The 12,214-nt window shown below is 53.4% G+C and carries 13 protein-coding genes; 4 read left to right on the forward strand and 9 right to left on the reverse strand.

The features are described from left to right. The first annotated feature begins 10 nt into the window (after positions 1–10). Together purU and V8L71_RS09460 are read left to right on the forward strand one after the other, a co-directional pair. The gene (gene purU, locus V8L71_RS09455; protein ID WP_336273964.1) at positions 11–877 is read left to right on the forward strand and encodes a formyltetrahydrofolate deformylase; all 867 of its coding nucleotides are present in this window, start codon (positions 11–13) and stop codon (positions 875–877) included. Between the two features lie 241 nt (positions 878–1,118). Then, positions 1,119–2,501, forward strand: a complete 1,383-nt coding sequence (locus V8L71_RS09460) for an L-serine ammonia-lyase (RefSeq protein ID WP_336273965.1) — start codon at positions 1,119–1,121, stop codon at positions 2,499–2,501. A gap of 61 nt (positions 2,502–2,562) precedes the next feature. On the opposite strand, the gene V8L71_RS09465 is transcribed toward V8L71_RS09460, so the two are convergent. Genes V8L71_RS09465 through V8L71_RS09495 form a run of 7 tightly spaced genes read right to left on the reverse strand, consistent with a single transcriptional unit; the run spans position 2,563 to position 8,391 of the window. Continuing rightward, on the reverse strand, positions 2,563–3,846 hold the full coding sequence (locus V8L71_RS09465) for an MSMEG_0569 family flavin-dependent oxidoreductase (RefSeq protein ID WP_101146434.1): 1,284 nt from the start codon (positions 3,844–3,846) through the stop codon (positions 2,563–2,565). A 41-nt stretch (positions 3,847–3,887) separates the two neighbouring features. Continuing rightward, positions 3,888–4,172, reverse strand: a complete 285-nt coding sequence (locus V8L71_RS09470) for an MSMEG_0570 family nitrogen starvation response protein (protein WP_022521493.1) — start codon at positions 4,170–4,172, stop codon at positions 3,888–3,890. A 2-nt stretch (positions 4,173–4,174) separates the two neighbouring features. Continuing rightward, positions 4,175–5,176, reverse strand: a complete 1,002-nt coding sequence (locus V8L71_RS09475; RefSeq protein WP_101146435.1) for a sll0787 family AIR synthase-like protein — start codon at positions 5,174–5,176, stop codon at positions 4,175–4,177. Then, the gene (locus tag V8L71_RS09480) at positions 5,173–5,781 is read right to left on the reverse strand and encodes an MSMEG_0567/Sll0786 family nitrogen starvation N-acetyltransferase (protein ID WP_336273966.1); all 609 of its coding nucleotides are present in this window, start codon (positions 5,779–5,781) and stop codon (positions 5,173–5,175) included. Before V8L71_RS09480 ends, V8L71_RS09475 begins: the two co-directional genes overlap by 4 nt. A gap of 33 nt (positions 5,782–5,814) precedes the next feature. Next, positions 5,815–6,909, reverse strand: a complete 1,095-nt coding sequence (locus tag V8L71_RS09485) for an MSMEG_0568 family radical SAM protein (protein WP_035581372.1) — start codon at positions 6,907–6,909, stop codon at positions 5,815–5,817. Further along, entirely contained in the window at positions 6,902–7,894 is a 993-nt protein-coding gene (locus V8L71_RS09490; protein WP_232774858.1) for a Nit6803 family nitrilase, read from the reverse strand. Before V8L71_RS09490 ends, V8L71_RS09485 begins: the two co-directional genes overlap by 8 nt. A gap of 14 nt (positions 7,895–7,908) precedes the next feature. Next, positions 7,909–8,391 (reverse strand): MSMEG_0572/Sll0783 family nitrogen starvation response protein, encoded by a 483-nt coding sequence (locus tag V8L71_RS09495; RefSeq protein WP_022521498.1) that lies wholly within the window; start codon positions 8,389–8,391, stop codon positions 7,909–7,911. Between the two features lie 359 nt (positions 8,392–8,750). On the opposite strand from V8L71_RS09495, the gene V8L71_RS09500 reads away from it, so the two are divergent. Continuing rightward, on the forward strand, positions 8,751–10,148 hold the full coding sequence (locus V8L71_RS09500; RefSeq protein WP_022521499.1) for an aminotransferase-like domain-containing protein: 1,398 nt from the start codon (positions 8,751–8,753) through the stop codon (positions 10,146–10,148). 295 nt (positions 10,149–10,443) lie between these two features. Continuing rightward, positions 10,444–11,085: a hypothetical protein gene (locus V8L71_RS09505; RefSeq protein ID WP_022521500.1), complete on the forward strand. Its 642-nt coding sequence runs from the start codon at positions 10,444–10,446 to the stop codon at positions 11,083–11,085. Here V8L71_RS09505 and V8L71_RS09510 read toward each other — a convergent pair. Next, positions 11,082–11,225, reverse strand: a complete 144-nt coding sequence (locus tag V8L71_RS09510; RefSeq protein ID WP_232774860.1) for a hypothetical protein — start codon at positions 11,223–11,225, stop codon at positions 11,082–11,084. The genes V8L71_RS09505 and V8L71_RS09510 overlap by 4 nt on opposite strands. A 248-nt stretch (positions 11,226–11,473) precedes the next feature. Then, complete coding sequence (locus V8L71_RS09515) at positions 11,474–12,214, reverse strand: HIRAN domain-containing protein (RefSeq protein ID WP_101146438.1); 741 nt, start codon at positions 12,212–12,214, stop codon at positions 11,474–11,476.

The following is a 12,214-nucleotide window of genomic DNA, read 5'->3' on the forward strand; positions in this document are numbered from 1 at the left end:
AGCATGCACTATGAGCCGAATGAGTGATACCTGGATACTTGCCGCCCAATGCCCAAGCCGTTTAGGGACGGTGGACGTCGTCACGCGCTTTCTAAAAGAGCAACAGTGCTATATCACTGAACTCAACTCTTTTGATGATCGGCTGGGTGGACGCTTTTTTATTCGCGCCGAGTTTCGCCCAGAGCAAGATGAGTTTCATGAAGAGCGCTTTCACGCCGATTTTGCAGCGCGGGCAAGCGAATTCGACATGCAGTTTGAACTGACGGCGCCGGGTAAGCGCACCGGCACCGTGATCCTCGTCTCGAAAGCGGATCACTGTCTAAATGATCTTCTCTATCGCTATCGTACTGGGCAATTGCCGATCGATATTAAAGCGGTGATTTCCAACCACCCTGATTTGGAGCCGTTGGCAACGTGGCATGGCCTGCCGTATCACTATCTGCCGATCAGCCCCGAGACAAAATTGCATCAGGAAGCGCAGGTACGCGAAATTATCGCGGAAACCAACGCTGAATTAGTGGTGTTGGCCAGGTATATGCAAGTGCTGTCGCCCTCCATGTGCGAGCTATTGGCGGGTCGGGCGATTAATATTCATCACTCTTTGCTACCTGGTTTTAAAGGCGCTAAGCCTTATCACCAAGCGTATGAGAAAGGGGTTAAGCTAGTCGGCGCAACGGCGCATTACATTAATAACGACCTTGATGAAGGGCCGATTATTGCCCAAGGGGTCGAGCCTGTGGATCACACCCATTACCCTGAGGATCTGGTGGCCAAGGGGCGTGATATCGAGTGTTTAACCTTGGCTAGGGCGATTAGCTATCACTTGGAACGCCGCGTGTTCTTTTATTCAGGACGCACGGTGGTGTTTGGTAACTAATGTTTTTGGCTGATTGCTGTTAACGATAAACACACACACAGTTTAAGTGCGCTTTTTTAACGGGGCTGCTGTCGCTGCTAAGCGTTTTCCAGTGCGCTAGGTAGCCCTTTTTTATGCATGAACATGCTGATTCGTGCTTAAAAGTTTCGGTTTATAAATATAAAAATATCATCAATAAAAGATGAGTTAGTTTTATTTATCAATACATCAATAACTTATTAAAACGTCAAAAGGTGCTCCAATGCCGATCAGTGTCTTCGACCTTTTTAAGATTGGAGTAGGCCCCTCCAGTTCGCATACCGTCGGGCCCATGCAGGCAGCTTTTAAGTATGTCACAACACTGCGCGAAAACGGCCTGCTCAATGAGGTAGGGCATCTTGAGGTGCATCTCTATGGTTCGCTATCAGCGACGGGGGTAGGCCATGCCACCGATCATGCGATCATCATGGGGCTGATGGGAGAACGTCCTGACACGATTGATCCCACGCTGATTGAGCCATCCATAAAATCGCTAAAAGAGAGCAGGAGGTTAAATCTGGGGCGACAAAAAGAAGTAACCTTTACGTGGGATAGCGATATTTATTTTCATGAAGAGTGTTTGCCTCATCACCCCAATGCCATGAGGCTGGCTGCGTTTACGCCTCAGCGCCAGTTATTGTATGAGAACACCTATTATTCGGTGGGTGGTGGTTTTGTAGTAGAGCAAGCCCAAGTGGATATGCCGCTAGACGACTTGGATGGGGCTATTATTCCGTACAACTTTGACACCGCCGATGAGCTCTTAGCACTATGTAAAAAGGAGCAGCTAAGCGTCAGCCGACTGATGCTGGAAAATGAGAAGGTTTGGCGGACAGAGGAAGAGGTTAGAAACGAGCTGTGGCGTATATGGCAAGTCATGTGTGAATGCATTGACAATGGATTGGCCCATGAAGGGGTATTGCCGGGTGGCTTGAACGTCAAACGACGGGCCAAATTGCTTCACCAACGCCTTCAAGCGGCGGAGCAGAATGAATGCCTGATCGCCTCGACGTTTTCTGCGATGGAATGGGTGAATATCTTTGCCCTCGCCGTCAACGAAGAAAACGCCGCGGGCGGGCGCATGGTCACGGCGCCCACCAACGGCGCCGCGGGCATTATTCCCGCCGTCTTACACTATTATATGAAGTTTCAGCCCAACGCCTGCGAGAAAAACGTGGTGGACTTTCTGTTGGCGGCTGGCGCCATTGGCATTCTCTGTAAGAAAAATGCTTCTATCTCTGGCGCCGAAGTGGGCTGCCAAGGGGAGGTCGGGTCGGCATGTGCCATGGCGGCAGCCGGTTTGGCTGATGTGATGGGAGGAACACCCGAGCAAGTAGAGCATGCCGCGGAAATCGGCCTGGAACACAATCTAGGGTTAACCTGCGACCCTGTGGGTGGATTAGTTCAGATTCCTTGTATCGAGCGCAACGCCATCGCAACGGTAAAGGCGATCAATGCCGCTCAGATGGCCTTACGCGGCGATGGCACCCACTTTATATCGTTGGATAAAGTGATTCGTACCATGCGTGATACAGGCAGAGACATGTTGGATAAATACAAAGAAACGTCCAAAGGTGGGTTAGCCGTTAATGCCATTGAGTGTTAACAAGCCCTAGTAACGATGCAGCAACACTCTGATAGTAACCCAATGCCTAGTATGAATCGCGTCAGGCGGACGCTTGCTCCGCGAGCGGCTGCAACGCCGTATCCTGTTGTCGCTGATAAGCTTTGATGCGTTCAACCAAGTACTCAGCGTCAGCCGCCACGCCAGAGAACCTTCCAGAGCCCCAGGTATGCAGCCATGGCAGGCCAATAAAGTAGAGGCCGGGCTGTTGGGTGACACCGCGTTTGTGTATGGGATGGCCCTGACCATTGAATACCGAAGCATCAAGCCAGTGAAAGTCAGGGCGAAAGCCGATGCACCAGATAACGGCGCTAATCCCTGCGTCGACCAGATTTAGCTCGGAACGCTCTTGGTTCGGTTCCCAGCATGGCGTGTACTCGGACGCTGGTGGGGCCTCGATACCCTGGGAGGCGATATAGGCATCAATTCGCTGGTTTATGTTGCAGTAAACACTGTCGGCATGATCGAGGTTGGCTTGCAAATTATCGCGAAAGATAAAGTCCCCATTGCGGTACTCTTCTAATAGCCCGAATAGCTCCATACCTTCGAGAGCGAACTTGCGCAGGTCGATCTCCCGGCCCCCGTCACGTCCTGTGACATAGTGGTTGGTGTTATCTCTTACTCCCTCACGTAATGGGTGCTGATCGACCGACATCTCGTAGTAGCCCATTTCATCAAGCCATTCGACAACATCTTTGCCGCGATATTGACGCGCCACGCGCGGGGCATCACCAGTGGCGAGGAAGACTTTTCGCCCAGCAATGTGCAGGTCTTCGGCAATCTGGGCGCCAGATTGGCCGGAGCCCACCACCAACACCGCCCCCTCGGGTAACTGTTCAGGGCTTCGGTATTCCGCGGAATGTAGCTGGAACAACCGATCGGGCAATCGCTCTGCCATACGTGGAATGATAGGGAGATGATAACCGCCGGAGGCCACCACGATCTGATCCGCGCTAAACTCACCCGCGGAACTCTTCACTGCGTACTTCCCGTTGCTATTCAGACTGACGCGATTAACGGCAACGCCTTCGAGGGCGGGAGGCTGAACCTTGGCGGCAAAGCGGTCAAGGTAAGCGACGATGTCGTCTCGTTGCATAAAGCCTTTAGGGTCATCTCCGTCGTAGGGGTGATCGGGTAGCTGGCACTGCCAATTCGGCGTCACTAAGGTGAATGAATCCCAACGCGCTGTCTGCCAGCTATGCATTAAGCTGTGTTTCTCTATAACGAGATGGTCGATTGCCTGTTGTTGAAGGTAGTGGCTGACGGATAGCCCCGCCTGACCGCCACCGATGATAATGGCAGAATAGTGCTTACGTAGGTCTTTCATATCGCTCTCTCTTTGCAACGATTGATGAGATGTTTGATGTGCTAGTCGATGCGGATAATTTCGACCATGTCCTGCGGATTATTGCCAAACTGCTGGGCTTTGGCCTTGATAGCCGTCGACTGATCCATGGCACTGGAGCAGAAGAAGCCGAATTTTTGTTCGACGCGCTGGCTGGCCGCCTCTAGGGCTATGTCGGCGCGTTCCACAAAAGCATCGACGCTGAGACGCTCGCCGACCTGGAAGTACTCCTTTAAAACGGTGGAGGGTGAGTAACACTGGTCTTCGCTGCCGTCTGGCCAGCGAACGTGGAAGTGTATGGCTGGCATGCTCAAAGCTCCTGTTGGGGAATGGGCATTTGGGGACGACTCAGTCCGGTTAATGGAGTCGTTGAAAGGTCATGGAACAACTGGCGATCATTGTCGGTTTCTACCCAGAGCTGCGGTGAGGAAACGATCTCGCCGATCTGCGCGGCGGCGATGCCACGGGCATGGAAGCGCTCCAGCAGCATGGGGAGGTGTTCATGATCCGTGGTGAGCAGGTAACCGAAGCTAGGAAAGGTGCAAAGCCAGTCCTGCCAAGTGACTCTCTCGGGTTTCGGGGTGGCGTCAAGGTTAATGCTCACGCCTACATCAGCGCTCTCCATGAGCATTAAGGTGGTACCGAGGAGACCGGCCTGGCTGATATCTTTGGCTGCGATAGCCAAGCCCGCTTCAGCAATACAGGGAAGCAGTTCGATGTCGTCACGCAAACGCTCAGCGGGCGCCGTTGTGGCCGCGTTCCAATTCAGATAGGGCGCTTGATAGGCGCCGCGCAGGTCGATAGCCGCCACTAATAATTGCCCAGGCCGCGCCGCAAAACTGCTCAGCAGGCATTGGGCTCGACCCAGGATGCCGACCGCCAATTGCGGCTGATTGGAGCGCAGGTTGGTGTGGCCACCGACGATGGGAATGCGGAAGGTGTCGGCAGCCTCACGCATGCCTTTGGCAATTAGTTCAGCGCTTTCTGGGTCATGGCTCCATAGAGCATTGACGATTGCCTGGGGCCGCCCGCCCATTGCGGCGATATCACTGACGTTAACCATCACCGAACACCAGCCAGCAAACCAAGGATCCTCGGCGACGAAGGCGGTAAGTAGCCCTTCCATCGCCAACAGTGTGTAGCCTTCGCCGCTGGGAATGGCCGCGGTATCGTCTCCGTTGGGATGCCAGCCATCGGGCAGTGCTGTCAGGTTGGGAGCGATCCGCGCGATATCGGCCTTATGGGCAAGACCACTATAATCGTGCACTTTCTGGAGCAGTTCTGTTAGGTCGAGTCGTTGCTTTTGGCTCATGATGCTTGTCTCAGTGCGGGGGCTGAAAGGATCTTAAGCAGCCCAGGCGCCAGCTCAGCGAGAGGTTGGCGTCGACGCCCAGGCACAACAAAGCCGCTAAGAGGAGAGTGGCAAGGGGGGTAGTGGGTAAGGTCGGCCTCCATGACGACATGAGGTCGATCAAGGATTAATTCCTCTCCAATGCTTCGCCAGTGCAACTGTTGAAAAAGAGCCTCATTCTGGGCCTGTACCCGGGCCAAAAAGCGTTGGCAGCCCAATGCATGAGCGCTGGAGACGGCCAGCCGAATCAGCGTGGAGCCTAGGCGGCCTTGGGCGCGGAAGGCTGGGTCAACAGCAAGACGCGAACCATGCCAGAGTCCAGGTTCTGATTCGTGAATACGCACTGTCCCCACCACTTGCTCATACCATCCTCCTGTGCACCCTAAAGCGACGAGTAGGTGGGCTGAGTCATCGATGGCATCTCGGTCGTCCTGATCAAATATTGCCTGCTCATCGCAGAAAACGCGCCGCCGCAATGCCATTGCTTCATCGGTTTCCCAAGGCAGGCTCGCCCACTTGATCCGGTAGTTGGAATAGGCCGAATAGGCGTCGGATGTTGACATCATCGGGCACTCCTCTATTAAGCGTTTCGCGTGCTGTTAGCGCTCGTACTCAGACAACGTTGAACAGGCACCGCAACGCCCGCAGCCCGCTTTGATATCGCTAGAGCGCAACGCTGCGAGCTTGAGACGTCTGCCCAACGGCGCCAGGATCGACTCCATAAAGTCGGCGCTGGGCGGCTTATGATCTTCTAATGGCGTGCCGTTAATCGGCACGAACGGCACTACAAAGGGATAAACGCCGATTTCGATTAGGTGTTGGCAGGTTTCCAGAATGGCCTCGCGGGTATCCCCGAGCCCGGCAAGAATATAAGTGCTGACTTGCCCGCGGCCAAAGACGTCAACAGCATCGCGAAACGCCTGCATATACTCTTCGATGCCAACCTCGGCCTTGCCTGGCATTAGCGTTTTTCTTAGCGAAGGTGTGACCACTTCGAGATGCATGCCCAGGCTGTCAATGCCAGCTTCCTTCATGCGGGCATACCAAACGGGATCCTTCGGTGGTTCGCACTGCCCTTGCAGCGGAAGATCCACGGCCGCTTTGATGGCTCTGGCACTTTCGCAAAGGACGCTGGCTCCTCGGTCAGACGTGGCTGGCGTTCCGGTAGTCATGACCATATGTTTGACACCGTCGAGCTCGACAGCGGCCTTAGCCACCTCGGCCAGTTGGTCTGGGGACTTATGCGCAATGGTGCGCCCGGCTTGGAGTGATTGACCAATCGAGCAGAATTTGCAGGCTTTGCGCCTGCTCTCATAGCGGATGCATGTTTGCAGTACCGTCGTGGCCAGTACATCGCGGCTATGCAAGGTGGCGATATGCGTGTAGGGGACGCCGTCAGCGGTTTGCAGGTCGTAGAAGTGGGGCGTATCTGCAAAGGTAATATCGGCCATAGGAATCGTGTTTTCAGTCAGCCTATGTCCTTCATCACCTGACACTACGCTAAACGGTGAACGCCATGCCGACTGGGTATAGACGGGCACCATCATAGTGATTCCATCGATGGTTATTGCCTGATGGTCAGAAGGGCCAGCGCCGCCCCGTCGGCTGACATGCTCTTGTGATGCATCCTGCAGGCGTACGCCATGGGTTTGAAGTTCGGTGAACAAGCGTGAGCGATCGGCGAGCTTACTCATCTTCATCTCCTTGGGCATTATGGCCCTGAGCGGAAGTGGCCAGTGGCTGGCAGCAGTGGGCGGGCATATCGTTAATGGCTAAGCTCAACAGTTCAGGGCGCGCATAGTGGCCCACCGAATCCATCATTCGCTTACGCTTGGTAATCAGGGCGAAATCCAGGTCGGCAATAACGATGCCTTCTCCTTTGCTCAGCGGCTCGGCCAAGTGCTTACCTTCTGGCGAGATAATGGCGGTGTTACAGCCATCACGCAGAGCACGTTGTAGCGTGGTGTCGGGGGTAATGGATTCGATTTGGGAGTCGGTTAGCCAGCCGGTGGCGTTAACCACGAAACAGCCCGCTTCAAGGGCGTGATGACGGATGGTTACCTCAATTTGATCCGCAAAGACTGGGCCGACCAGCGAGCCAGGAAACTGGCTGCAGTGGATCTGCTCGTGCTGGGTCATCAGGGCATAACGTGCCAACGGATTGTAGTGCTCCCAGCAGGCCAGGGCGCCAACACGGCCCACGGCGCTATCCACTACCTTCAAGCCCGAGGCATCGCCCTGGCCCCAAATCATGCGTTCGTGGTAGGTCGGCGTGAGCTTTCGGCGTTTCAGCAACAGACGCCCGTCGCTATCAAAGATCAGTTGAGTATTGTAGAGGGTGCCATGATCACGCTCATTAACGCCAAGCACGACGACGATGCTCAGGGTGCGAGCGCGCTCAGCGACAGCATCAGTGATCGGGCCTGGTACCACCACGGCCTGTTCATACAGCCGTAAGTGCTCGGCGCCACAGGCCACGGCGGGGTAGACAAATGAAAAGTACGGATAGTAGGGAACGAAGGTTTCGGGGAACACGATCAGCTCAGCCCCCTTGCTGGCCGCTTCGTCGATTGCATCCAGTACCTTGACCAGCGTGCCGCCAACACTCTCAAGATCGGGAGAAAGCTGAGCGGCAGCGGCCCGCACTATGGTCGTTCCTGTCATGTTTGCTTGTGCCATGACCGCTGCTCCCCTTAGACCGTCCAGGTATCGATGATCAGTGCATCGTCGCGCACGTGAAGCAGCTTGAGGTCAAGCACATCCAGTGGATTGATCGCGCGGATGCCCTCAATGAGTGACGGTTCGCCATGACCATAGAGTGCTTGAAGAGCAAAGCGGCAGGCGTAGACCTTGCCTCCCTCGGCCATAAACTTGGTCAACTGATTGTTGAAATTCATGTGACCGGGAAACGCTTCATCGCCCAGGGTCGGGAAGCCACGCTGGACACCCAAAGTGACGCCAGGGCCATACAGTAAGATGGAGGTTTCAAAGCCTTTACGCAGCAAACGCGTTGCCTGCAGCATATTCACGAAGCCGATCGACCCCTCAAAGGCAACCGTATGAAAAGTTACCAGGGCTTTTTCGCCTGGTTTCGCTTTTACGTCTTCAAAAACCTTCTCTTCGTAGTCGACCAGAAAATCGCCTTTCTTGTTGAGTGGTTGCGTCACTGTAGGCATGTCTAAGCTCCGTTTAATGCGAGTGGGAGAGTCGTTAACCGCCGTGCTTACACAAGCGGTACGATCAATACGGAGCAATCGACGTGCCAATTGATATGATTATTGATCCAATCAATTGTCGATCATGTAGGTCGCTCTAAGCCTAAAAATTGACCAAATTTTTAGGATAAAAAAATAATAAAAGGCTAATGTTTCAAAAAAACTGTGTTTTTCACCTTATTTGTGCACTAAAAGTATGTTTTGCACCATTAAGTACATATGCAATCAATTTTTTATTTGTGCAATCTTTAGTCCATCAGTGATAAGTTTTGGGCGATAAGAAGGGTAGGTAACAATGTTTATTTAACGACGGGGAAGATATGCATACATCTGAGCTGGAACGCTGGCGAAAACGTTTAGACAAGGAGGTCAGCCAGCCAGCTTATCGTCTGGTCGCTGAATTGATTGCTGAAGATATCGGTAGTGGTCGGCTGCAGCCCCGCGAGCGACTGCCCCCGCTGAGAGAACTGGCGGGGGCTTTGAGTATCAATTACACGACGGCGGCGCGTGCCTATAACGAAGCTAAGCTGCGAGGCTTGATTGACTCGCATCCGGGCTCGGGCACTTTTATTAAAGGTAAGGCAGTGTCAGTGAAGCCGAGCAGTGGTTATGAGATGACCATGAACCTAATGATTGAGCCCGCGATACCGACGTTGATTGAACGAGTACGCGATAGCGCTATCTCGGTGTTGGCCCAGCGTGATCTTTACTCACTGCTGCGTTATCAAACCTTTGGTGGCAGCCATCATGACCGTGTGGCTGCGCTCCAATGGCTGGATCGGCGGCTGGACAACACGACACTGGAACAGGTCTTGATATGCCCCGGTATTCACAGCGGCCTGGTTGGGCTACTGATGCAGTTGGTAGCCCCAGGTCAGCTAATTTGTGTCGAAAGCCTGGTCTACCCTGGCCTAAAGGCTATTGCGGCCCAGCTCGGGCTGACCCTGCATTCATTGGAGCGTGACTCCGATGGCCCTCTTGTTCGCTCCTTCGAGGATATCTGTAAGCAGGGTCAAGTGGCCGTTTTGTACATTAATCCCACCATCCAAAACCCCACGACGACGACTATTCCCTTGGGGCGTCGTGAAGCTTTGGCCGATGTTGCCTTGCGCTATAGCATCCCGATTATTGAAGATGATGCTTACACCATGCTCAGCGAAGAGAAGATCGTCCCTATTGCTAACTTGGCCCCTGAGCTCACTTACTATCTGACGGGGACTGCCAAGTGTTTTGGCCCCGGTTTGCGATCAGGATTTCTACACGCCCCCACCAAGCGACAGGCGCAGAGAACCGCTGGGGCGCTTCGAGCCACCTCGGTGATGTCCAGCCCGCTGATTGACGCCCTGGTCACTGAGTGGATAACCGATGGGACGGCAGATGCCATGCTTAAAGCGATCCGTATCGAGGCCATTGCCCGCCTTGAAATAGCCGAGAAGATTCTGGGACGTCAGCGCATCGTGTCTGCCAAAGGTGCTTTCCACCTATGGCTCAAGCTGCCCAAGCACTCTGGCTGGAACCCTTCAGAGCTGGCGGTGCAATTACGTTCACATGGCGTTAGTGCGGTTGCCAGCGCTGCTTTTAGTACCGACAACCATCCCCCTGAAGCTCTGCGCTTGTGCTTCGGTGGTCAACTGACAAGAGAGGACTGGGAGGAAAGGCTGCATTATGTGGCGGATATCATCGACCAGCCTGCCTATCTGTCATCTCTGACGATGTAACCTTGGTCAACTGTCCTCGTGACGGTTTGGTATTGATTAGCCAGACGAATAGTAAAAGCAGTTTAACGCCCATTATCTTCGGCGATAAGTGGCTAGGGGTTCTTATCTCCTTATTTTAATGCACGCTGTGGAGCACTACCACGGTTGCGATCCGTCGTCTGATCCGGCTTTTTTGAGGCTTTCTGAGCCTGTACTTGTCAGCTGTGCATAGGCATAGTCCTTAAGTTAGTTTGAACGCTAACAAAGCTATTTATCGCCTAGCTGGTTCGGTTTTGTTTAGGAGGTGCCCGTTAATATGTTGATATATATTGTCTTTTTGATGATCTTTGTGGGCGTGACCGCAGCTCTGTATCAGGTGTATGAAATTCATTACAACATCAACGTCGGCAACGATAAAAAGTTGTCGAAGGCTGATAAAAGCCACTTACAAGCGCTTTCTGACCAAGCCAAAACCGCCACGCAAACCCATGCCCGGCCAGACTTTGATCAAGCGGCAGCCAATGCCTTGAGCCCTAATCTCGATCGGGATATCGCACTGAAGGCTTTTGCTGAAGAGGAAAAAGGCGTCTACGCGATTCCTTTGTTGCGGCGTAAAGCGCGGTTGTGTTTTAACGGCGATAGCAGTGCGAATGTAAACAGCGTAAAAGTGCGTCACTTGCCGTTTTGGAAAACAACGCTGCCGCGTACCAATATACGCGCAGCGTTGATTACACTGGTTATTTTGAACTGTTTCTTGGTTCAGCTACTGGCTGCCATGAGTGTTTATACGCTGGGTTATCCAGTCTCGACACCTTGGCTGGCTTGGTTAAACGACCCCATGGCAGTAATGCTGCTGATTTATGCCTTTATCTTTGCGTCACTGCTTATTACGAAGTTTGATAGATATATGCACGACCTCTATCAACTCGGCAAGCTGTTTAAGAAAAAAGCTGTTTAGCCGTCAGTGCAGCGCGCAATCTCATTAGCCAGTTGTTCCAGCAACGCATCGTAAAGGCCAGCATCCAGCGTCAGACCCACGCCCAAGGGATCCATGACGCCGATATAAGCAGACGTATCGCCAAACACGTTATTGACCATCTTCGGATTGAATTGGGGCTCACTGAAAATGCTGATCGGTGCGGTAAGGCTCTCGTCGGGTCAGGTGACCATTACCTCGCAGCAGCGCATCGGCTGTGTGCCCCTGCGCCCACTCTGCTCATGACGCGGTGGCGCGCACTGAGTGGAATTGGTGATTGAGGGGGAGCTGTTTCTGGCCTACTTGCTCTATACAAAGCGCAAGCGGCAAGGGAGAGCTCTAGATAATGGAGTATTCAACATCAATGGGTCTAAGCTTGCATTTTTAGCGCTTGAAAGGGTAGGTCACCTCTTAAAAGACGCGTCAGAATATAGACAAGCGGGCGTTCTGATGTCCCGTTGGTGCGAAATACTTCCCCTTCGAGGATCGCGCCTTCTTTTAACATTCGGTGCAGCATGTCGAGGTTCCCTCTCGGGACATAGCCCAGTGTGCACCCAGCGCTTTCGATGCGGATAGCATCAGCATCCACAGGGTTCTCAGGTTCGGGGACAAATTGAACGCTGCTGCCTACCTGTAAATCTGTTATCTCAAGCTGTGATTCGTGCCGAAAGCCTGCTATTTCGATTAATACCTCGAAGGCTTCAGGTGGATTGTCGAAAGGGTGAACAAGTTCAAAACCGTCATTGGGTAGCTTGGCGCCACTGTAACCCAGTAAAGCGAAGTCGCTAATGTTGGCATCCTCTGGGATAGCGCGTAGTTCCAGATAACGCCCAAAATCACGACGACTGCGTGGCGGCAAGCGGCGAGTGAAAGCCTCCAGCACCTGATGATTGTGCTCGGCTTGCCTCATAGGAAACGCCGGGTAGCCTCGAAAGCCTAAGCGTTTGGCTTCTGCCAGCTCTGGACTGTCTAGGTCATACACCAGAACCACTTTATCGTCCCGCTTGAACAGTTCACCCACTAGGTGGCGAGAGCGCATTTTGCTCTCGCGTGCCTGCCAATAAAGCAGCAGCCGGTGTGGTTCTACCAAGTGTTCGATTAAGCGGGGCAT

It is taken from the genome of Vreelandella indica (assembly GCF_037070225.1).
In the GTDB taxonomy this organism is placed as follows: domain Bacteria; phylum Pseudomonadota; class Gammaproteobacteria; order Pseudomonadales; family Halomonadaceae; genus Vreelandella; species Vreelandella arctica.